The following is a 20,970-nucleotide window of genomic DNA, read 5'->3' as shown; positions in this document are numbered from 1 at the left end:
CATGTGCCTGGCGGTACCCGGAAAAGTGCTGGACGTCGAGGACCGGGACGGCACCCGGATGGCCACGGTCGACTTCGGCGGGGTGGTCAAGGAGGTGTGCCTGGAGTACCTGCCGGACCTGAAGCCCGGTGAGTACGCCATCGTCCACGTGGGGTTCGCCCTGCAGAGGCTGGACGAGGAGTCGGCCAGGAGGACCCTGGAGCTGTTCGAGACCCTCGGCATGCTCCAGGAGGAGTTCGGCGACCCGTGGGAGTCGGCCGCCGAAGCGACGGGAAACGAGCGGCCGGCGCACGAGGGCGTCGCCGGAGAGGTGCGGCGGTGAAGTACATCGAGGAGTTCCAGGACCCCGAGCTGGCCAGGCGGCTGCTCGACGAGATCCGTGCGACGGTGACGCGGCCCTGGGCGCTGATGGAGGTCTGCGGCGGCCAGACCCACACGATCATCCGGCACGGGATCGACCAGCTGCTCCCGCCCGAGGTGGAGTTGATCCACGGGCCGGGCTGCCCGGTCTGCGTGACGCCGCTGGAAGTGATCGACAAGGCGCTGGAGATCGCGTCCCGTCCCGGGGTGATCTTCTGCTCCTTCGGCGACATGCTGCGGGTGCCCGGCACCGGCCGGGACCTCTTCCAGGTCCGCGGGCAGGGCGGTGACGTCAGGGTCGTCTACTCGCCGCTCGACGCGCTGCGGATCGCTGAGCGGAACCCGGACCGCGAGGTGGTCTTCTTCGGCATCGGCTTCGAGACCACCGCGCCGCCGAACGCGATGACGGTCCACCAGGCCCGCAAGCTCGGCATCCGCAACTTCAGCCTGCTCGTCTCCCACGTCCGGGTGCCCCCGGCCATCGAGGCGATCATGCGCTCGCCGGAGTGCCGCGTCCAGGGATTCCTCGCCGCGGGCCACGTGTGCAGCGTGATGGGCACGGCGGAGTACCCGGATCTCGCCGTACGCCACCGGGTGCCGATCGTCGTCACCGGTTTCGAGCCGCTGGACATCCTCGAAGGCGTACGGCGGACCGTGCTCCAGCTGGAGCGCGGGGAGCACACGGTCGAGAACGCCTACCCGCGCGCGGTGCTGCCCGAGGGCAACCCGGCCGCGCGGGCGATGCTGGACGACGTCTTCGAGGTCACCGACCGCGCGTGGCGCGGCATCGGCGTCATCCCGGACAGCGGCTGGCGGCTGTCGGAGCGGTACCGGGCCTTCGACGCCGAGCACCGGTTCTCCGTCGAGGGGATCGAGACCCGCGAGCCGGCCGAGTGCCGCAGCGGCGAGGTGCTCCAGGGGCTGCTGAAGCCCCACGAGTGCGAGGCCTTCGGGACGACGTGCACTCCCCGCTCGCCGCTGGGGGCCACCATGGTCTCCAGCGAGGGGGCGTGCGCCGCCTACTACCTCTACCGGCGGCTCGACCTCGGTACTCCGTCTCGGCAGTCCCCGTCGCAGGCGTCCCCGTCGCGGAAGGCCACGGCCCCGTCCCCGGCCCTGGAGGGCAGTTCCGTTGTCTGAGCTCACCCGCGTCACCGCTCCGGAGCGGGCACCCGACATGCTCGCCTGGACGTGCCCGGCGCCGCTGCGGGACCAGCCGCGCGTGGTGATGGGCCACGGCGGGGGCGGTGCCCTCTCCGCCGAACTGGTCGAGCACGTCTTCGCGCCGGCCTTCGGCGGACCCGCGCTCTCGGTCACCACCGACGCGGCGACCGTCGAACTCGGCGGCGTCCGCCTCGCCTTCTCCACCGACTCCTTCGTGGTGCGCCCCCTGTTCTTCCCCGGGGGCAGCATCGGCGACCTGGCCGTCAACGGCACGGTGAACGACCTCGCCATGAGCGGGGCCCGCGCGGCCTATATGTCCTGCGGCTTCATCCTGGAGGAAGGGGTGGAGACCGAGGTCGTGACCCGCGTGGCGAACGCCCTCGGCGCGGCGGCGCGGGCGGCGGGCGTGCAGGTGGCCACCGGCGACACCAAGGTGGTGGAGGCCGGCCACGGCGACGGAATCTACATCAACACCTCCGGCATCGGCCTGATCCCGCCCGGGGTCGACCTCCGGCCGGAGCGCGTCGTACCCGGCGACGTGGTGATCGTCAGCGGCCCCGTGGGCGTCCACGGGGTGGCGATCATGAGCGTCCGCGAGGGACTGGAGTTCGGGGTCGAGATCGAGAGCGACTGCGCGGCCCTCGGTGGCCTCGTCGAGGCGATGCTCGCGGTCACACCGGACCTGCACGTGCTGCGGGACCCCACGCGTGGAGGGCTCGCCGCCTCGCTCAACGAGATCGCGGCCGCCTCGGGGACCGGCGTCGTCCTCCAGGAACGGGACGTCCCCGTCCCCGCCCCGGTGGCCAACGCCTGCGCGGTGCTCGGCCTCGACCCGATGTACGTCGCGAACGAGGGAAAGCTGGTCGCCTTCGTCCCGCGGGAACACGCCGACGCCGTACTCGCCGCGATGCGCGCGCATCCGCTGGGCGCCGGGGCGGCCGTGATCGGCGAGGCCGTCGAGGCGCACCCGGGAATGGTGGTCGCCCGCACCGGCCTGGGTGGTACGCGAGTGGTCGACATGCCGCTCGGTGAGCAGCTGCCGCGGATCTGCTGAGCGTCAGCCCCGCGCGCCGCGGTCACGGCCGCGGGCGGTGTCGAGGGTCCAGGTGTGGGTGCAGTTCGGGCACTGCAGGTGGACCCTCGGCCCCTTGTTGGAGATCAGGTAGCGCCAGTGCTCCGGACAGTTGCGACGCTGCGTACAGGTCGCGCAGTCGCGGGCGTCGTCGCACCCCGGACAGGCGACCCAGGCGCGTCGGGCCCGGTCGGCGTGGGGATCAATGGGAAGCCGCACGGCCCGGCTCCTGTCCCGGCAGCACACCCGCCTCGACCAGCATGGCGTGGATCCGCCGCTGCTCGTCGTCCAGCCCCGAGTAGAGCAGGGCGTGCGCCTCCTCCTCGCCCCGCAGGACGGCCACGGGGTCCCAGTCGGGACCCAGAGCCGCGACGACTTCGGCCTGCCTACGGGCCTCCTCGGCGGTGAGGTCGATGGTGAAGACGAGACGGTCGGGATCGGTGCCCTGGCTCATGGCGGTGCTTTCGGCGGAATCGAACAGGTTTCGCCACGTCTACCAGAGGGGGCGCCGGGTACGGAAGGGGGGTCTCAGGGGGCGGCCGTGAGCGGCGTGAGCACTCCGGCAGGAGCCGTGGGGTCGACAGGGGCGCGCGCGGGCGCACTTGAGGACCCGTGTCCCCGGCGGGGCGGCCGCGGGTGATCGCCCGCCCTCCCGCTCCTGTGGCACACCTCACGTACACCGCCCCCCTGCCCTGATCCCCGCGGCCCCGGGGTGCTGTCCGGCCGCCGCGCCGGTCCGCGCGGGGTGCGGGAGAAGTCCGTGCCGGGTCTGATGCGGGGGTGCGCCGGTCCGCCGCGAGGTCCGCCCCCGTCTCTGCCGGGTCTGCGGCAGAGCCCCGTCCGGCGTCCCGGGCGGGGCTCGTCCGTGAAGGACCTGTGAACGCACGCGAGTTGTCGCGTGTGTGTACGGGAGGCGGTCTTGTGTGCGACTGCGACGCATCGGAATAGTGCGGCGGGTCATCCTCCGTACCCGGCGACCCCACATCGTCCGGGCACGGCCCCCCACAGGAGGTCATTTTGAAGCACCGTCGCATAACCAAGCGAAGGACTGCCGTGGCGGGTGGCGCGGTCGCCGCGTTGGTCATCGCGGGCATCTCGTTCCAGAGTGCGAACGCCACCGACAGTACGGAGCAGTTCTCCGTCAAGGCGCTGACGGCGCCTGCCGCCGGGACGCTCGCCCTCTCCCTCAAGGCTGACCTCGGCGCCTCCGAGGCGGGCTCCTACTACGACGCCGCCACCAAGGCGCTCGTCGTGAACGTGGTGTCCGACGACGCCGCGCGGTCCGTACGCGAGGCGGGCGCCAAGGCCCGCGTCGTCGAGCACACCCTCGCCGAACTGACCGGCGCCCGGAAGACCTTGACCGAGAAGGCGACCATCCCGGGCACCGCCTGGGCGACGGACCCGGTCACCAACAAGGTGGTCGTCACGGCCGACCGTACAGTCTCCGGCGCGAAGCTCACGCAGCTGCGGCAGGTCGTGAACAGCCTGGGCGCCAAGGCGGAACTCAAGCGCAGCGCGGGCGAGTTCAAGCCCTTCGTCTCGGGCGGCGACGCGATCCACTCCGGGGGAGGGCGCTGCTCGCTGGGCTTCAACGTGGTGAAGGGCGGCGAGCCGCACTTCATCACCGCCGGGCACTGCGGCGAGACCGGCAGCGAGTGGTCGGACTCGGCGGGCGGCGCGGCGATCGGCTCGATGGTCGACTCCCAGTTCCCCGGCAACGACTTCGCGCTGGTGAAGTACAGCGGCGACACCCCGCACCCGAGCGAGGTCAACCTCTACAACGGCAGCACGCAGCCCATCACGAAGGCGGGGGACGCCACCGTCGGCATGAAGGTGCAGCGCAGCGGCTCGACCACCCAGGTTCACGACGGCGAGGTCACCGGACTCGACGCGACCGTGAACTACGGCAACGGTGATGTCGTCGAGGGACTCATCCAGACGTCGGTCTGCGCCGAACCCGGCGACAGCGGCGGCTCCCTCTTCGCCGGTGACACGGCGATCGGCCTCACGTCGGGCGGCAGCGGCAACTGCTCGTCGGGTGGGGAGACGTTCTTCCAGCCCGTGACCGAGGCGCTCTCGACGTTCGGCGCCGAGATCGGCTGACAGCGGGACCCGCGTCCGACGGCGGGGCCGCCTCCGGCCGGAGGCGGCCCCGCCGTCGGGCGTCGCCGCAGGTCCCGGTGGCGCGGTCACGCCAGGACCACGCACCCCTTCCTCTCCAGTGCGGACAGCACCGGCAGGGAGGGGTCGATCCCGTTCCACCGCAGATCGAGTTTCTCCAGCGCCGGCATCCCGGTGAGCCACTCCGGCAGGCGGCGGAGCCGGTTGCCGCGCAGATCGATCCAGCGCAGGAGCGGCAGGCCGGCCAGGGAGTCCGGCACCTCGGTCACCGCGTTCTCGCGGAGATCCAGGTGGCGCAGTTCGCGCAGTCCGGCGGTCGACGGCGGCAGTCGCTCGATCGCGTTGCCCCGAAGCCACAGCTCCCGCAGGTCGCGCAGGTCGCCGAGGGAGTCGGGCAACGTCGTCAGCCGGGCGTGCTGTGCCCGGAGTTCGACGAGACCGGTCATGTGACCCAGTGTCTCGGGCAGGGCGGTGAGGGGGTTCTCGCCGACGTTGAGGTAGCGCAGCCGCGCCAGGTCTCCCAGGGAGTCGGGCAACCGCGACAGCCGGTTGTCGTGGAGGTAGAGGCAGCGGCTCAGTCCGGGAAGTCCACCCAGTTCGTCGGGCACCGAGGTGAGGGCGTTGTGTCCCAGGTCCAGGGTGTGCAGCCGGGTGAGTCGTCCGATCTCCGGCGGGAGGGTCCGGAGCCCGTTGTCCGCCAGGATCAGCACGCGCAGCTCGACCTGTCGCCAGACCGACGGGGGCACGTGTCCCAGTTGCCGACGCCACAGGTCGAGTGTGTCCTTCATGTTCCGTCCTCTCGCCCCCGCGTCAGACCGGGGGGTGTCCGGGGCTGCGGCTTCCGGATCGGCGATGCTGCCCGACATGATCGACCGTACGTGCTCGGTGATGAGCTCCACGGGCCAGTCCCACCAGGCCACCGCCGGTAGCAGGTCCCTCTCGTCCTCGCTGAAGCGGGTGCGGAAGGGGGCGGCCGGATTGCCCGCACGATGCCGGAGCCGGGCGACGGGCTGCTGGACATGGTCACGGCCGCCTACACACGGCGGTGACGCCCGGAGCTCAGGACCTTCCGCGCCGGCGGGTCGGTGACCCGGTCGCCGGCGCGGAACGCCCCGCGGCCTCCTCCAGCGCGTCGAGCAGGGTACGGAGCGCCGGTTGGGCCGTGGTGCCCTCCCGGACCGCCGCGTGGACGGTCCGGACCGGCTCCGGGCGCCGGACCCTGCGGAGGGAGACGCCGGGGCGGCGGCCCGCCGCTCCCAGGCGGGGGATCAGCCCGACGCCGAGGCCGGCGGCGACGAAGCCCAGCGCGGTGGCGTAGTCCTCGCTGCTCGCGACGAAGGCGGGAGTGAAGCCCGCGGCGGCACACGCGTCCAGCATGACGTCGAGGCAGGGCCCCGGCGGTTCGCTGCCGATCCAGGGCTCCCCGGCGAGATCGGCGAGGTCGAGGACGCGCCGCGCGGCGAGCGGGTGGTCCGCGGGCAGCGCGGCGAGGTAGGGGTCGTCGAGCAGGTGGACCGGATGGATGCCCTCCCGGCCGCCGCGCCGGGGGCGTACCACGATCGCCAGGTCCGCTTCGCCCCGCTCGACCTCCGCCAACGGGTCCTCGGGGTCGATCAGCCGGAGGTCGACCCGCACGTCCTGATGGTCGCGGCGGAGCCGGGCCAGGGCGGGCGCCACGAGCGTGGGCCCGACCGAGGAGAAGTAGCGCACGGACAGCCTGCCGGTGCGCCCGGCTCGCAGGTCGGCCAGTGCCGTCTCCGCCTCGGAGAGTTTCTCGCTGATGAGCGCGGCGCGCTCGGCGAGCAGCCGGCCGGCCGCCGTCGGCCGCACACCGCGACCCACCCGTTCGAGCAGGGCGACCCCGGCCTCCCGCTCCAGCACCGCGACCTGCTGACTCACCGCCGAGGGCGTGTACCCCAGATGCGCCGCGGCCGCAGTCACCGAGCCGCTGGTCACGACCGCCCTCAGCACCTGCATCCGCCTCGGATCAAGCATGTAGCCCAGCTTAACGGTCATGCGGAAAGGTTTGATTGTGCTTACGTGCAGCACCCGGCATCGTTCGGACCGAGGCGAGGACCGGGAGGAGAAGCGAGCGTGAACGGTGCTGTCAGGATGGGGGCGTTGGCCCGGGTGGGGGTGCTCGCCCTGCTGTGGGGCTCCACCTTCCTCTGGATCGAGCTGGCCCTGGAGGCGCTCTCCCCGGTGCAGGTGACCCTGGCCCGCTGCGTGCTGGGCACGGGCACCCTGCTGGCGCTGTGCCTGGCGACCGGGGAGCGCCTGCCACGTGAAAGGGCCGTCTGGGGCCGGGTCCTCGTGGCCGCCTTCTGGTGCAACGCCCTGCCGTTCGCGCTGTTCAGCATCGGTCAGCAGACCGTCGACTCCGGGGTGGCGGGGGTCCTGAACGCGACCACCCCGCTGTGGTCCCTGCTGGTCGGCATCGCCAACGGTACGGAGCGCCGTGTCCGTCCGGTGCGCTTCGGCGGTCTCCTGCTGGGGTTCGCCGGTGTGGTGCTGATCTTCGCTCCGTGGCAAGGGGCGGGGACCGTCGGCTGGGGCGCCCTCGCCATCGTCGCCGCCGCTGCGAGTTACGCGATCGGCTTCGCCTTCGTGGGGCGCCACCTCGTCGGGAAGGGGCACGCGACCCTCTCCCTCTCCGCGGCGCAGCTCCTCGCCGCGTCCGGTCTCACCGCCCTGAGCCTGCCGGCCGGCGGCCTGTCGCCGGTGCACCTCGACCGGACGCTCCTGGTCGCGGTGGCGATCCTGGGCGTCTTCGCCACCGGGATCACCTTCCACCTCACCTACCGGATCATCGCCGACGAGGGCGCGACCGACGCGGCGACCGTCGGCTATCTGCTCCCCGTGGTCTCGATCGGCCTGGGCGCCGTCGTCCTCGGCGAACCCTTCGGCCTCCGGATCGCCGTGGGCATGGCCGTCGTTCTCGTCGGCGTCGGCATGAGCCGCCGCGGGAAGCCGGCTCCGACGGCGATCGGACCCACCACGCGCGGGTGCGGACACCTCGCGGCGATAGCCTGGGGCGATGGACCACATCGACGGGGTGGAGATCATCGTCTGCGCGGATGGCGAGGCCTTCGAGAGCTGGCTCGCCGAGCACCACGGCCGCCACGAGGGAGTGTGGATCAAGGTGGCCAAGAAGGGGTCGGGGATCCCCTCGGTCACCGCTGACCAACTGGTCGACATCGGCCTGTGCTACGGCTGGATCTCCGGCCGGCGCCGGTCTCTCGACGGACGGCACTACCTCCAGAAGTACGTACCCCGGCGGCCCCGTAGCCTCTGGTCGCGCGTGAACGTCGAGAAGGTCGACGCGCTGACCGCCGCCGGCCGGATGCGCGAGCCCGGCCTGGCCGAGGTGCGCAGGGCCCAGGCGGACGGCCGGTGGGCGGCCGCGTACGAGTCGCAGCGTACGGCCACCGTGCCGCCCGACCTGGCGGCGGCGCTCGACGCGGACCCGGAGGCCCGGCGCTGCTTCGAGTCCCTCGACCGGACCGGCCGCTACCAGGTGATCCTCCCCCTGCTCCAGGCCGTCACCCCGGAGAGCCGGCGGGCCCGGCTCGCGAAGGCCGTGCGATCCCTGCGGACGGCCGGCGCCTCGCCGACGTAGCCCTCCGGGCGTGGTCAGTCGAGGCCGAGGACCGCCATGGTGTGCTCGGCCATGCGCTGGGACCCCAGGGCGTTGGGGTGGACGGGGACGACGCTGCGTCCGAAGAGGAGCGGTTCGATCCAGCGGCTGCCGGGGGCCTTGCACGCGTCGTGGCCCTCGGAGGCCTGGGAGAGGTCCACGTAGGTGGCGCCGCTCTCCTCGGCGGCGCGCTCGACGACCGTGTTGAGGTGCGCCTGGATGCCGCGGACGTAGGGCACGTCCCCCGAGGCGATCGGGAGTTTGGCGAAACAGGACGGGTCTGCGGTGGGCGGGACGATCCAGGGGTAACCGAGCACCGCGACACGGGCGTTGGGGGCCTTGTCGCGGACCGCCCGCAGGGCCGTCCTGAGCGCCGGGAGGGTGTTCGCCTCGATCTGGTCGTCGAAGGAGGTGCCGTGCTTGTCCTTGCAGGGGCTGCCCTTCCCTCCGCTGAGGACGCCCGCGGAACCGCAGGACGTGATGGCGTTGATGAAGGTGTTGTTGTCGTTGCCGCCGATCGTCAGGGTCACCAGATCGGTGTCGGCGGAGAGGGCGTTCACCTGCGGGCCCGTACCCGGGTACTGGGCCTCGGTGAAGTGCTTCGTCTGGGCGGCGCCGCAGGTCACGTCCTTCAGTACGGCGCCGGTTCGGGAGGCCAGGACGTGGGGGTAGTTGGCTGTGGACCGCAGGCACAGCAGGTTCGTGGGGTCGACGGGCAGGACGCCCGAGCCGGCGCTGTAGCTGTCGCCCAGAGCGACGTAGTCCAGCGTGGACGAGGCCTGTGCGGCGGTGGCGCCGGTGAGGCTGAGGGCGAGTGCGCAGAGACCGGCTGACGCGGACATGACATAACGGCGTTGAGGCATGTGCTCTCTCTTCTCGGAGGCGTGCGGCTGACGGTGGGGGAGGGTGACCGTGAGGAAACCGGTGCGCCTCCGGGAGGAACGCGGGGCTCGTCGTGCGGCGGGGCGCGGACCGGTGGCGGACCGGTCCGACCGACGTGCGCGAGCGGCGGGCGCGCAGACCGCTCGGAGAGGAGCCGCACGGGGTTACCGCGGGTTCCTACCGATAGGTAATGTGCGGGCGGAGCCCCGGCGGCGTCAACATTGTTGACCGAACTTCTTGAAAGACCGACGACCGGGCGGTTCGACGAGCCGGGCCCCTATCCTTGCCCGCATGCCGCAGCCAGCACCGGGGGCGACCCCGCGCACGACGTCGGCCACACCACCGCGCATCGCGCCGGGGATGACGCCGGGGATGGCGACGCGCGAGGCCATCCGGTCGGCCGCGACCCGCTTGTTCCGGGAACGGGGCTTCGCCAGGACCACGGTCCGTCAGATCGCGGCGGCGGCGGACGCCGATCCCGCGCTGGTGATCCGGCACTTCCGGAGCAAGGAGCTGCTCTTCCTGGAGACGATGCACCTCACGATCGACGAGGAGCCGCTGCTCGACGTCCCCTTGGAGCAGTTCGGCGAACGGCTCGTCGAACTCCTCCTCGATCTCGACGGTGCCGCACGCGGTGTCTTCCTCGCCCTGGTGCGCGGAAGCAACGAGGCGCAGATACAGCAGCGCCTGCGTGACACCCACCAGAAGGTCCTGATCGAGCCGTTGCGTGGCCGGCTGCGGGGACCCGACGCCGACATCCGCGCCCGCATGGCGGCCTCCCTGTGCTCCGGCCTGCTGTACTCCCTGTGGATCGCCCGGGACGAGACCCTGCTCCGCACCGACCGCAAGGCCCTCATCTCGCGGTACGGCGCCTTGTTGCAGCACATCCTGACGCCGGCGCCCTGAGCCGCGGGCCCGTCACGATCGGGAGTGACAATCCGGGCATACCCCTGTGGCGGGCGCGGGACTGGTGGCACGATGGCCGGACAGGCCGGTCGACGGCTGGTACCACCACCTTCTGGGGCACTCATGAACCTCTCGCTCCCCTTCCGACTCCTCGCCTCGGCGACCGTGCTGGGCCTGTCGCTCACCGCGTGCGGTGGTTCCGGCGGCTCCTCCCCGAACGCCTCGAGACCGGCGACCGCGGCATCCGCGATGTCCGGGACCGCGCGGCCGACGACCGAGTCCCCGGCCCCTTCGACCGCCGAGCCGTCGGCCACCACGAGCCCGGCCACGCCGACCCCGAAGACCCCGCGGAGCACGCCGCCGCCGGACGTCCAGGGCCTCCAGCCGCTGTGGCCGTTCGCCACGCGGGCCCAGGCGCAGGCGTGGGAACGGTCGTACCGCTCCGGCGGCCACCAGCCCTGGCACCGGGACCCGGAGCAGACCGCCCTGGCCTTCACCCGTGACTACCTCGGCTTCACGGATATCGACAAGGTGACCTCACGCGCGGTCAGCGGCCGGCACGCGCGCATCGGAGTCGCACCCGGCGGCCCGGAGGGCGGCACCGCGGCCGTGATCCACCTCGTGCGGTTCGGCACCGGCGCGGACGCCCCCTGGGAGGTCGTCGGCACCGACGACACGACGTTCTCCCTCACCACTCCCGCGTACGGCTCGCCCACCGGGTCTCCGCTGCACGTCGGCGGAAGGATCACCGGCGTGGACGAGAGCATTCGCGTCGAGGTGCGACAGCCCTCGTCCGAGGCGCCGTTGGGCACGTCGCCCTGCTGCACCGCCGCGGGCGGCACCAGCCAGCCCTGGAACGCCCGGGTCACCTTCTCCGGTGCCCGCGACCCCATCCTCACCGTCGTCGCGTCCACGGGCGGTCACGTCGCCGAGGTCGAACGCTTCACCGTCACGGCGGTGCGCGCCCGCTGACCCGAGCGCGCCGGCCGTACGGGCCGGCGCGCTCTATGCGAGAACGTCACGGAAAAGCCTTCTCCCCGTTACGTCCACGTCCGCGCTCCCGTGCCACTCTCCCGATGACACGAAGTCAACACGCGTAGAGCGCCGCCCCGTCCCCGCGGGGCGGCGCTCCGGCGCGTGCCGTCCCCGGGAAAGGGCCCCCCATGTCCGTTGCGCAGACAGGCAGATGGAAGGTGTGGACGGCGGGCATAGCCGCCACCCTCGTCGGCCTCACCCTTCCTTCGGTCACCGCGTCTCCCGCGAGCGCCACGACCACGGCGTACGACAGCACGTACTACAAGAACGCGATCGGCAAGACCGGCACCAGCCTGAAGAGCTCGCTGCACACCATCGTCAGCAGCCAGACCAAGATCTCGTACGACGCCGTCTGGAACGCGCTGAAGGCCACCGATCAGGACCCGAACAACAGCGCCAACGTCCTCCTGCTGTACAGCGGCACCTCGCGCAGCAAGACCCTCAACGGCGGTGACCTGGGCGACTGGAACCGGGAGCACGTGTGGGCGCAGTCCCACGGCGGCTTCGGCACCTCCGCGGGCCCCGGCACCGACCTGCACCACCTCCGGGCGGCGGACGTGCAGGTCAACAGCATCCGGGGCAACAAGGACTTCGACAACGGCGGCAGCCCGGTCAGCGGCGCCTCCGGCAGCTACACGGACAGCAACTCCTTCGAACCGCGTGATGCCGACAAGGGCGACGTGGCCCGCATGATCCTCTACATGGCCGTCCGCTACGAGGGCGACGACGCCTGGGCCGACCTGGAGCCCAACGACTCGACCACCAACGGCAGCGTGCCCTACCACGGCCGCCTCTCCGTCCTGAAGCAGTGGAACGAGCAGGACCCGCCGAGCGCCTTCGAGGAGCGCCGCAACAACATCGTGTACGCCACCTACCAGGGCAACCGCAATCCCTTCATCGACCACCCGGAGTGGGTCGAGGCGATCTGGTAGACCCGCCGGATCCCGTGCCGAGCCCCCGGCGCGCCCCCGGGGGGTCGGCCGTCGCCCGCCGTTCCGCAGGGGCCCGGCTTGACTGTCGTACGCCTTGGCGGGTAGTCAATGGCCTGCGCCTGTTCAGGGGCGGAACGGGGGACATACGGATGAAGCCACTGGAACCGGGGGATCCCGCATCGGTCGGTGACGGGCGCTACCAGCTGACGCACCGGCTCGGTCAGGGCGGGATGGGCGTGGTCTACCTGGGCCGTTCTCCGTCCGGCCGGGCGGTGGCCGTGAAGGTCGTACGGCCCGAGCTGAGCACCGAACCGGGGTTCCGGCGCCGGTTCGCGGACGAGGTGGCCGCTGCCCGACGGGTGGGCGGCTTCCACACGGCCTCCGTGGTCGACGCCGACCCCGAGGGGGATCCCGCCTGGCTGGTGACGGCGTTCGTGCCGGGCCCGACGCTGTCCGCCGTCCTGGCGCGCGTCCGCTCCCTGCCGGAGGACACCCTCACGGTGCTCGCCGCCGGGCTCGCCGAGGCGCTGGAGGCGATCCACCGGGCCGGTGTGATCCACCGCGACCTCAAGCCGGCGAACATCATCGTCGCCGAGGACGGGCCCCGGGTCATCGACTTCGGCATCGCCCGGGCCCTGGACGGGACGACGCTGACACGGACCGGATTCCAGGTGGGCACACCCGGATTCCTCTCTCCCGAACAGCTCACGCGCGGCACGGTCACTCCGGCGGTGGATGTCTTCGCCCTGGGCGTGGTGCTGGCCCAGGCGGCGGGCGGCTCGCCGTTCGGCGACGGGCCGTCCGCGGCCCGCCTGTACCAGGTCGTGCACGAGGACCCCGACCTCACCGCCGTCCCCGACGGCCTGCGCGCGCTGGTCGCCGACTGTCTCGCGAAGGACCCGGCGGACCGGCCCACCCCGACGGAGTGCCTGCGTCGCTTGACGGTCCGCCACCGCGACGGCGGCGCCTGGCTCCCGGACGCGGCGACCGCCCTGCTGCCCCGCCGCGACCCGGCGCCGGAACCTCCGCGCGCGCCCGTCGCCGCGGACGACCCGCGCGCGCCCGCGCCCGCCACCGACCCGCGCGCGCCTGCCGCCTCGGAAGACCCGCGCACGCCCACCGCGCGGCCGCAGTCGCAGCCGCAGCCGCGGCCGCAGTCGCAGCCTCAGGTGCGGCCGACGAAGACGGAGCCCGAGCAACGCGTGTCCGAGCCGCGTGATGCAGCGTCGCCCGGGCCCGAGCTGCCGCAGCCCGTACGGGAGCCGGTGTCGCCCCACCCCGTACGGACCGGGCCCGAGCCCACCGAGGCGGGCCGGGTCGCGTCCCTGCTCACCGAGGTCCGGATCGCTGGCGACCCCGCCGCACCGCGGCCGGGCCGGCGCCGCGCCGTACCGGTCGCGATCGGTGTGCTGGCGGCACTCGCCGTGGCCGGCGTCCTGGTGTGGCAGTCGTGGTCCGGCCGGTCCGAGGGGAACGACAAGGGCGGCGGGGTCTCCCCGTCCCCCTCCGCCACCCCCTCCGCCACCCCGGCCCCCTTCCCGTCCCAGCCCCTGCTGATCCGGAAGGACACCGCCCCGGGCTGGCCGGGGAAGTGCCACGGCGTGATCGCCCGCCGCGATCCGGGCCCCGGCGAACCCGTCCCCTTGTTCACCGACGACACCTGCTCGATCCTCCCCCAGTGGTCCCCGGACCGGCGCTTCATCGCGTTCACGAGGGTCACCGCGGACGGCGCGGCCGTCTGGACGGCCAATGCCGACGGCACCAATCCGCGGCGGCTCGCTTCGATCGCCGGCGGCCGGGTGTCCTGGTCCCCCGACGGGACGCGACTCGCGGTGCTCCGCAAGGTGAGCGGTGTCCAGCAGTTGTTCACGGTGGAAACCGCCGACGGGACCGCGCGGCAGGTGACCACCGGCTCGACACGGGTGGAGGACCCCGCCTGGTCGCCGGACGGCAAGCGGATCGCCGTCTGCGTGGAGGCCGGGAAGGGCAACTGGCAGATCCACCTGGTGGAGCCGGACGCCCCCGGAACCGCCCCGCGGCAGGTGACCCGGCTCCCGCACCAGGCGCTGGACCCCGTGTGGTCGCCCGACGGACGCTCCTTCGCCTACACGGCCGGCGCCTACGGCAAGGGCAACCAGGGCGACATCCGCGTGGTCGGCGTCGACGGCCGGGGCGACCGCGCCGTGGTGGCGACCGGCGCCCACGAGATGGACCCCACGTGGTCCCCGGACGGTGCCTGGCTGGCCTTCGTCCGCGGCCCCTACGCGAAGCCCTGGATCTGGGCCGTCCGCGCGGATGGCACCGAGCCCCGCTCCCTGACGCCGGGATCCGCCGCCGAGGGGCACCCCAACTGGCGCTGACGTCCCGCGAGCGGGCCGACCGGCCGGCCCTCGCGCAGTCGTCCGGTCGGTCGCTCCGCATGTCCGCCCCCCATCCTCGCATTTGGTCTGGACCTGTCCGGGGAGGGGCGTCAAGCTCTCCGTATGGATTTGGAGTTGAGGCACCTCAAGACGATCCGGGCCATCGCCGACGCGGGCAGCCTCACACGGGCCGCCACCGCGCTCGGGCTCGCGCAGCCCGCGCTCAGCGCCCAGCTCAAGCGGATCGAACGGGCGCTCGGCGGCGTGCTGTTCGAGCGAGGAAGGGATGGTGTGCGGGCCACCGCGCTCGGTGACCTGGTGCTCGAACGGGCCCGGGTGGTGCTCCCCGCCGTGTGCGAGCTGCAGGAGGAGGCGGTGCGGTTCGCCCGGGACGGAGCCGACGGCTACCGCCTCGGCGGTACGCACGGACCGCTGCTCGGCGGCCTGGTCGACCGGCTGGCACGGACCGAACCCGAGGCGGCCGTCACCACGTACACCTCGTGGTCGGAGCGCGACATCGCCCGCGCGGTCGGCGCGGGGCGGCTCGACTTCGCCCTCGTCGGGGTCTGCGGCGAGAGCAGCCCCTTCGACGCGGACCGGCTGGCCTGGACGGAGGTCGCACGCGACCCGGTGTACGTGATGCTCCGCACCGGCCACCCGCTGGCCTGCCGGGCCGAGCTCGAACTGGCCGAACTGGCGGGGGAGGCATGGACCGACGTACCGGGTGACGGCTGCTTCGGGGACTGCTTCGCCGCCGCGTGCGTACGGGCCGGCTTCACCCCGGCCCGGGTCTACGAGACGGACACCGCCTCCTGCGTCCACCTCGTCCAGGTGGGCCGTGCCGTCGGCCTGTGCCGTGCCTCCTTCCCCGCGACTCCGGGCCTGGTGACCCGTCCTCTGGCCGGAGCCCCGCTCGTCTGGCGGCACCTGCTGGGCTGGCACCCCGACGCGCGCGCGGCCGGCCGGGCCTCCGCCGTCCTCCGGCACACCCGGGACGCCCACACCGAGGCCCTGGCGCGCAGCGCCGGGCACAGCCCCGGCGACGGGCCCGTCGGCGCGCGGGACGACCGGCAGGACAGGGCGCTCGCGCGGGGGCTCGTCTTCTGACGGAGCGGGGCGCCCCTGAGCCCCCGTCAGGCAGGAGCCGGGGCCGCGCGCTCGTCCTCTCACGGAGCCAGGACCGGGGCACCCTCGCGTCCCGGCGCGTGGAAGCGGCGGGCGTTGACGACGGTCCGCCCCCGCGGCCGGCCCCTGGTCGGCGCGCACGGACCGGGGGCCATAACGCGATGCCAGGGGAGGAACGGCATCTGCCGTACGCCCTCCGCGCTCCCTACGGTTCCGGCAGAACCCCCACCGAGACCGAGGAGACATCCCCATGCTCCGACGACACGCTCGCGCGGCGTGTACCGCCCTGGCCGCCGCCGGTATGGCGCTGGCCGGCCTCCAGGCCGGATCCGCCGCCGCGGCCCCGCCGAGACCGACCGACAACGAGGTCCGCACAACGGCCGCCGGACAGGCACCGGGAGCGGCCGTCCGCTCCGCCGCCGACGCGCTCGGCGTCGCCGCCGCCCAGCCGGAGCTGCTGCGCGCCCTCCAGCGCGACCTGGGCCTGACACCCGCTCAGGCCCGCGCCCGCCTCGCGAACGAGGCCGGGGCCGGGGCCACCGCCGCCCGGCTCCGCCACGACCTGGGCGCCGCCTACGCCGGGGCCTGGGTCGGCGGCGCCGACGCCGGCACGCTGACCGTGGCCACCACCCGTACCGCCGACACGGCCGCGATACGGGCCGCCGGTGCCGACGTCCGACTCGTCCCGCACAGCCTGACCGTTCTCGACCAGGCCAAGGCGGCCCTGGACCGCGCGGCGACCGCCGGAACGCCGGTCCGCTACGTCGACGTGCGCGCCAACGCCCTGGTCGTGGAGGAGGCGACGCCCGGAGCGGCCGCGCGACTCCTCGCCGACACCGGCGTGCGCCGGGACCTCGTGCGGGTTGTCCGTACCTCGCAAGCGCCCCGCCCGCTGTACGACATCCGGGGCGGAGACGCCTACTACATGGGCGCCGGGGGCCGTTGCTCCGTCGGCTTCGCCGTCACCCGGGGCACCACGCAGGGCTTCGCGACCGCCGGGCACTGCGGCCGCGCCGGCACGACGACCAGCGGCTACAACCAGGTCGCCCAGGGCAGCTTCCAGGGCTCCGTCTTCCCCGGCAACGACATGGCCTGGGTGGCGACCAACACCAACTGGACCGCCGTTCCGTACGTCAAGGGCGCCGGCGGTGCCAACCTCCAGGTCACCGGCTCCGTCCTGCAGCCGGTCGGTTCGTCCGTGTGCCGTTCGGGGTCGACCACCGGCTGGCACTGCGGGACGATCCAGCAGCACAACACCAGCGTCACCTACCCCGAGGGCACCATCTCGGGCGTGACCCGCACGACCGTCTGCGCCGAACCGGGCGACTCCGGCGGCGCCTACATCTCCGGCAGCCAGGCGCAGGGAGTGACCTCGGGCGGCTCCGGCAACTGCTCCAGCGGCGGTACGACCTTCTTCCAGCCGCTGAACCCGCTGCTGCAGAACTACGGCCTGACCCTGAAGACCACCGGCACCGACCCCGGCCCGGGGCCCGGAGAGCCCGAGCCGGGTGGCACGTGGGCGGCCGGCAAGGTCTACGCGGCGGGTGACGTCGTCACGTACGGCGGTGCGAGCTACCGCTGCCTGCAGGGTCACCAGGCCCAGACCGGCTGGGAGCCGTCCGCCGTCCCCGCCCTGTGGCAGCGCCTGTGACCCCTGGCCGACGGTGAGGTGACCGCCGGCCGACGACGGGCGGGGCCGCGACTCCCGAACCACGCTCGGGGGAGCCGCGGCCCCGCACCGTCCCGCCGGCGTACGCCCCCGCTCGGCCGGGCGCCGCACCGTCCCCCGGACTCCGCTGCGCGGGCGGGCCGTCGGCGCGAGCGTCTCAGGGGGAGGAGCCTTCGAGCAGGTGGGTCGCCCGTTCCGTGCGCAGGTGCAGCGCGTTGCGGCCCTGGCCCTGTGTCGACACCAGGCCGGCTCCGCGCAGGGCTCCCAGATGCTGGGAGACCGCGCTCGGGGTGACACCGAGGCGGGCGGCCAGGGCGGGCGTCGTCAGAGGCTCGGCGAGGGCGGTGAGCAGGGCCGTCCTCGTCCTGCCCAGGACCGGGGCGAGACCCGCCAGGGCCGGCGAGGGCGCCTCCCAGAGCAGCCCGACCCCGACCGCCGGATAGCGGATCGACGCCGCCGCGACCGGCGCCTTGTCCACGCCCGCGTTCGGCCAGTTGAAGACACTGGGCAGCAGGACGAGACCGTGCCCGCCGGTGTCCACCGTGTGGACCGCGTGCGGGGTGCGGCGGCCGTGGACGACCAGCTGGCCGCCGTCCCATGCGATGTCCCGGTGCAGTTCGGCGAAGAGGGCCTGCACCCCGCCGTCCACCAGAGTGAGCGCACGCCGCCCTATGTCGGCCTCCAGCACCGCGCGCATCCGCTCCCACTGCGGGGCGATCACCAGGGCGTGGCAGCGGCGCAGCGCCTCCGCCAGCCGCGGAAGCACCTTCTCCGGCCCGGGACTCTCCTCGACCCGGAGCCCCAGGACCGCGGCGTACTCCTGGCGGAAGAACGTCTCGTCCGTCGCCCTCAGCAGCTCCAGCTCCGTCGCCATCGAAGGCGAGCGCTCCGCCGGCACCGGGAAGAGGAACGACGGCATCGGCCCCGCGATGAGCGACCGCAGCAGCGGCAGTTCCCGCTCGTCCGCCACCAGCGGCCGTGCCCCGCGCGCCCACGGGCGATGGACCGCGTGCCCGCCGGTGCCGAGCAGGATCCGCAGGGCCAGCACCGTCTCGCCCAGCGGGGACAGCGCGAACCGCACCCTCGCGACCGACGCTGCGGTGAACCTGATCTCGACCGCCATCCGTCCCCATCATGTAGCCGTAGCTGAACGATAGGCCGTCCTGCCGGTCCCCCGGCAGGCTGACCGGCATGAACCTCTTCACGTCCCACGACGGAACCGAACTCGCCTACCACGTGCAAGGCGACGGTCCCGCCGTGATCTGCCTGCCCGGGGTACCCATGCAGGCCTCCGCCTATCTCGGCGACCTCGGTGGGCTCTCCGCGCACCGCCGGCTGATCATGCCGGACCTGCGGGGGACCGGCCGGTCCGCACGGCCGGCCGACCCCGGGTCGTACCGCTGTGACCGGCTCGTCGCCGACGTGGAGGCCCTGCGCGAGCACCTCGGCCTCGACCGGACGGACCTGCTCGGGCACTCGGCCGGGGCGAACCTGGCGACGCTGTACGCGAGCCGCCACCCGGAACGCGTCGACAGGCTCCTCCTGATCACGCCGAGCGTCATGGCCGCAGGCGTGACGATCAGCGGGGAGGACCGCCTCGGGGTCGCGCGACTCCGCGCGGACGAGCCGTGGTTCGCGGGCGCCTTCGCCGCCCTGGAGGCGATCGTCGCCGGCCGGGCGACCGCCGACGCCTGGCGAGCCGTCGCCCCGTTCGCGTACGGCCGCTGGGACGACGCGGCGAGAGCCCACCGGGCGGCCGAGGACACCCAGCGGAACGCGCGGGCCGCGGAGATCTTCGCCGAGGCCGGAGCCTTCGACCCGGCCGCCACCCGCACGGCGCTCGGTCGGCTCGGGTCGCCCGTCCTGGTTCTCGCGGGCGAGGTCGATCTGGCGGCCCCTCCCCGCGCCATGGCCGAACTCGCCGGACTCTTTCCGTACGGGACGGTGGCGCTCCAGCCGGGAGCCGCCCACTTCCCCTGGCTCGACGACCCGGAACGGTTCGTGGCGACGACCCGTGCCTTCCTGGACGCTCCGGAGCCCGCCGAGCCATCCGGCGTCGAGGCACGCACCGTAGAGGCCCGCGTCGCCGATCGCCGGATCGTCGTGCCCGGTACCGACCCCGTGGCATAGGTGCGTTGCCGCCCCGCGGTCCGGCCGGAGCGCTACGGCCCGCGGCTCGTCCGTCAACCAAGGCCGTCGCGGCCCGTGCGTGTTACCTGCGGGTAGGGAATGATGGCGGGCGACCATCAACACGGCTGGGGCTGAGGTAGCGGTGACGACTTTCGAGGAACGAACCACGGTGCACGCCTTCCGGGACGACGCCCTGGGCGAGCACGACGCCGTCGGTCTCGCCGCGGCGATCCGCAGGGGCGAGGTCGGCGCCGTCGAGGCGGCCCGGGACGCGGCCGAGCGGGTGCGCCTGGTCGAGGCGCGCCTCCACGCGGTCCAGGCGCACGTCGACGCTCCGGTGCCCGCCGCCGAAGCGGGCGGCGTCTTCTCCGGCGTGCCGACCTTCGTCAAGGACAACACCGACTTCCAGGGGCTTCCCACCGGCCACGGCAGCGCGGCCTTCACCCCGCGGGCCGCGCGGCGGCACGCCCCGTTCGCCCGGCAGCTCCTGAGCAGCGGGGTCACCGTGCTCGGCAAGACCCGGCTCCCCGAGTTCGGGTTCAGCCCGACGACGGAGTACGAGACCGCCGAGCCCGTCCGCAACCCGTGGAACCCAGGCTTTTCGGCGGGTGGTTCGTCGGGCGGCAGCGCGGCCCTCGTCGCCGCCGGAGCGGTGCCGATCGCGCACGCCAACGACGGCGGCGGGTCGATCCGGATTCCCGCCGCGTGCTGCGGACTGGTGGGCCTCAAGCCGACCCGGGGACGGGTCGTGGCGAACGCGCAGAGCCGGCAACTGCCGCTCGACATCGTCTCCGACGGCATCGTGAGCCGTTCCGTGCGGGACACCGCCGCGTTCCTCGCCGCCGCCGAGACGTACTGGCGCAACCCGAAGCTGCCGCCCGTGGGCCTGGTGGAGGGACCCTCGCAACGCCGGCTGCGCATCGGCTTCCTCGTGGACTCGCCGAACGGAGTCCCGACCGACGCCGCCACCCGGGAGGCGGTCGCGCGGACCGTCGCGACGCTCGAACGGCTCGGCCACACCGTGACACCGGTGGAGTTGGACCTCGACCCCCGCTTCACCGACGACTTCCTCGTCTACTGGGGGATGCTGTCCTTCCTTCTCGGCGTCACGGGCCGGACCCTCGGCGCGGACTTCGACCGGCACCGTATGGACGGCCTCAGCCGGGGCCTGCGCGAGGCGTACGTGAAGGAGTGGCGGCGCACGCCGGGCGTGCTGCGGAGACTGAAGCGCACGCGGGAGGCGTACGCGGCGGCCTACCGCGGGCTCGACCTGGTCCTCACCCCGGTGCTCGCCCACACGACGCCGCCGATCGGTCACCTCGGCCCGGACGTGCCCTATGCGACGCTCATCGAGCGGATCCTCGCCTACGTCGCCTTCACGCCGGTGAACAACGCCGTCGGCACTCCCTCGATATCGGTGCCCGCCCCGACCGCGACGGAGGACGGGCTGCCCGTCGGCGTGATGTTCTCCGGCCGCCCCGGCAAGGAACGGGACCTGCTGGAGGTCGCGTTCGCGCTGGAGGCCGACCGGCCGTTCCGGCGTATCCAGGACGTGTGATCCCGCTCGGGGGCGGGTC

At 73.5% G+C, this 20,970-nt stretch carries 20 protein-coding genes; 14 read left to right on the top strand and 6 right to left on the bottom strand.

What is annotated here, in order from left to right:
- The first annotated feature begins 1 nt into the window (after position 1).
- The 3 genes from ACZ68P_RS28965 to hypE are packed head-to-tail and all read left to right on the top strand — an operon-like array spanning position 2 to position 2,578.
- The gene (locus tag ACZ68P_RS28965; protein ID WP_471011332.1) at positions 2-322 is read left to right on the top strand and encodes a HypC/HybG/HupF family hydrogenase formation chaperone; all 321 of its coding nucleotides are present in this window, start codon (positions 2-4) and stop codon (positions 320-322) included.
- Positions 319-1,500, top strand: coding sequence for a hydrogenase formation protein HypD (gene hypD / locus ACZ68P_RS28960; RefSeq protein ID WP_471011329.1), 1,182 nt, complete (start codon positions 319-321; stop codon positions 1,498-1,500). Before ACZ68P_RS28965 ends, hypD begins: the two co-directional genes overlap by 4 nt.
- Positions 1,501-1,537: 37 nt before the next feature.
- Positions 1,538-2,578: a hydrogenase expression/formation protein HypE gene (hypE, locus tag ACZ68P_RS28955; RefSeq protein WP_471011390.1), complete on the top strand. Its 1,041-nt coding sequence runs from the start codon at positions 1,538-1,540 to the stop codon at positions 2,576-2,578.
- Positions 2,579-2,581: 3 nt separating this feature from the next.
- Here the strand turns inward: hypE and ACZ68P_RS28950 are convergent, their stop codons facing one another.
- Both ACZ68P_RS28950 and ACZ68P_RS28945 read right to left on the bottom strand, forming a co-directional pair.
- Positions 2,582-2,815, bottom strand: a complete 234-nt coding sequence (locus ACZ68P_RS28950) for a hypothetical protein (RefSeq protein WP_471011327.1) — start codon at positions 2,813-2,815, stop codon at positions 2,582-2,584.
- The gene (locus ACZ68P_RS28945) at positions 2,799-3,050 is read right to left on the bottom strand and encodes a DUF6400 family protein (protein WP_471011324.1); all 252 of its coding nucleotides are present in this window, start codon (positions 3,048-3,050) and stop codon (positions 2,799-2,801) included. Before ACZ68P_RS28945 ends, ACZ68P_RS28950 begins: the two co-directional genes overlap by 17 nt.
- A gap of 563 nt (positions 3,051-3,613) precedes the next feature.
- Here ACZ68P_RS28945 and ACZ68P_RS28940 point away from each other — a divergent pair.
- A complete protein-coding gene (locus ACZ68P_RS28940) occupies positions 3,614-4,699 on the top strand; it encodes a S1 family peptidase (RefSeq protein WP_471011321.1) in 1,086 nt (361 codons plus the stop codon).
- An 86-nt stretch (positions 4,700-4,785) separates the two neighbouring features.
- Here the strand turns inward: ACZ68P_RS28940 and ACZ68P_RS28935 are convergent, their stop codons facing one another.
- Both ACZ68P_RS28935 and ACZ68P_RS28930 read right to left on the bottom strand, forming a co-directional pair.
- Positions 4,786-5,505, bottom strand: coding sequence for a leucine-rich repeat domain-containing protein (locus tag ACZ68P_RS28935; RefSeq protein ID WP_471011319.1), 720 nt, complete (start codon positions 5,503-5,505; stop codon positions 4,786-4,788).
- Between the two features lie 271 nt (positions 5,506-5,776).
- Positions 5,777-6,694 carry a LysR family transcriptional regulator gene (locus ACZ68P_RS28930; RefSeq protein ID WP_471011389.1) on the bottom strand — a complete coding sequence of 306 codons (918 nt, stop codon included), beginning with the start codon at positions 6,692-6,694 and terminating at the stop codon, positions 5,777-5,779.
- A 117-nt stretch (positions 6,695-6,811) separates the two neighbouring features.
- On the opposite strand from ACZ68P_RS28930, the gene ACZ68P_RS28925 reads away from it, so the two are divergent.
- Positions 6,812-7,900 (top strand): DMT family transporter, encoded by a 1,089-nt coding sequence (locus tag ACZ68P_RS28925; RefSeq protein WP_471011318.1) that lies wholly within the window; start codon positions 6,812-6,814, stop codon positions 7,898-7,900.
- The gene (locus tag ACZ68P_RS28920; RefSeq protein ID WP_471011388.1) at positions 7,782-8,336 is read left to right on the top strand and encodes a YdeI/OmpD-associated family protein; all 555 of its coding nucleotides are present in this window, start codon (positions 7,782-7,784) and stop codon (positions 8,334-8,336) included. Before ACZ68P_RS28925 ends, ACZ68P_RS28920 begins: the two co-directional genes overlap by 119 nt.
- A 14-nt stretch (positions 8,337-8,350) precedes the next feature.
- On the opposite strand, the gene ACZ68P_RS28915 is transcribed toward ACZ68P_RS28920, so the two are convergent.
- Positions 8,351-9,196 carry an SGNH/GDSL hydrolase family protein gene (locus ACZ68P_RS28915; protein ID WP_471011316.1) on the bottom strand — a complete coding sequence of 282 codons (846 nt, stop codon included), beginning with the start codon at positions 9,194-9,196 and terminating at the stop codon, positions 8,351-8,353.
- 331 nt (positions 9,197-9,527) lie between these two features.
- Between ACZ68P_RS28915 and ACZ68P_RS28910 the strand changes: the two genes are divergently transcribed.
- The 6 genes from ACZ68P_RS28910 (at position 9,528) to ACZ68P_RS28885 (ending at position 17,245) form a co-directional block, all read left to right on the top strand.
- The gene (locus tag ACZ68P_RS28910; protein WP_471011314.1) at positions 9,528-10,142 is read left to right on the top strand and encodes a TetR/AcrR family transcriptional regulator; all 615 of its coding nucleotides are present in this window, start codon (positions 9,528-9,530) and stop codon (positions 10,140-10,142) included.
- A 123-nt stretch (positions 10,143-10,265) separates the two neighbouring features.
- Positions 10,266-11,114: a hypothetical protein gene (locus tag ACZ68P_RS28905; protein ID WP_471011313.1), complete on the top strand. Its 849-nt coding sequence runs from the start codon at positions 10,266-10,268 to the stop codon at positions 11,112-11,114.
- A 191-nt stretch (positions 11,115-11,305) separates the two neighbouring features.
- Positions 11,306-12,109 (top strand): endonuclease I family protein, encoded by an 804-nt coding sequence (locus ACZ68P_RS28900; protein ID WP_471011310.1) that lies wholly within the window; start codon positions 11,306-11,308, stop codon positions 12,107-12,109.
- A gap of 149 nt (positions 12,110-12,258) precedes the next feature.
- Positions 12,259-14,469, top strand: coding sequence for a protein kinase domain-containing protein (locus ACZ68P_RS28895; protein WP_471011309.1), 2,211 nt, complete (start codon positions 12,259-12,261; stop codon positions 14,467-14,469).
- 123 nt (positions 14,470-14,592) lie between these two features.
- Entirely contained in the window at positions 14,593-15,576 is a 984-nt protein-coding gene (locus ACZ68P_RS28890) for a LysR family transcriptional regulator (protein ID WP_471011308.1), read from the top strand.
- A gap of 268 nt (positions 15,577-15,844) precedes the next feature.
- Entirely contained in the window at positions 15,845-17,245 is a 1,401-nt protein-coding gene (locus tag ACZ68P_RS28885) for a carbohydrate-binding protein (protein ID WP_471011306.1), read from the top strand.
- Positions 17,246-17,420: 175 nt separating this feature from the next.
- Here ACZ68P_RS28885 and ACZ68P_RS28880 read toward each other — a convergent pair whose 3' ends face one another.
- Positions 17,421-18,386, bottom strand: a complete 966-nt coding sequence (locus ACZ68P_RS28880; RefSeq protein WP_471011304.1) for an ArsR/SmtB family transcription factor — start codon at positions 18,384-18,386, stop codon at positions 17,421-17,423.
- A 68-nt stretch (positions 18,387-18,454) separates the two neighbouring features.
- On the opposite strand from ACZ68P_RS28880, the gene ACZ68P_RS28875 reads away from it, so the two are divergent.
- Both ACZ68P_RS28875 and ACZ68P_RS28870 read left to right on the top strand, forming a co-directional pair.
- Positions 18,455-19,393 (top strand): alpha/beta fold hydrolase, encoded by a 939-nt coding sequence (locus tag ACZ68P_RS28875; protein WP_471011303.1) that lies wholly within the window; start codon positions 18,455-18,457, stop codon positions 19,391-19,393.
- A gap of 142 nt (positions 19,394-19,535) precedes the next feature.
- On the top strand, positions 19,536-20,951 hold the full coding sequence (locus tag ACZ68P_RS28870) for an amidase (RefSeq protein WP_471011300.1): 1,416 nt from the start codon (positions 19,536-19,538) through the stop codon (positions 20,949-20,951).
- The last annotated feature ends 19 nt before the right edge of the window (positions 20,952-20,970 follow it).

The sequence above is a fragment of the Streptomyces sp. NPDC036822 genome (genome assembly GCF_055609145.1).
The sequence above is the reverse complement of the archived record's forward strand: the minus strand, read 5'-3'. Positions and strand labels throughout refer to the sequence as shown.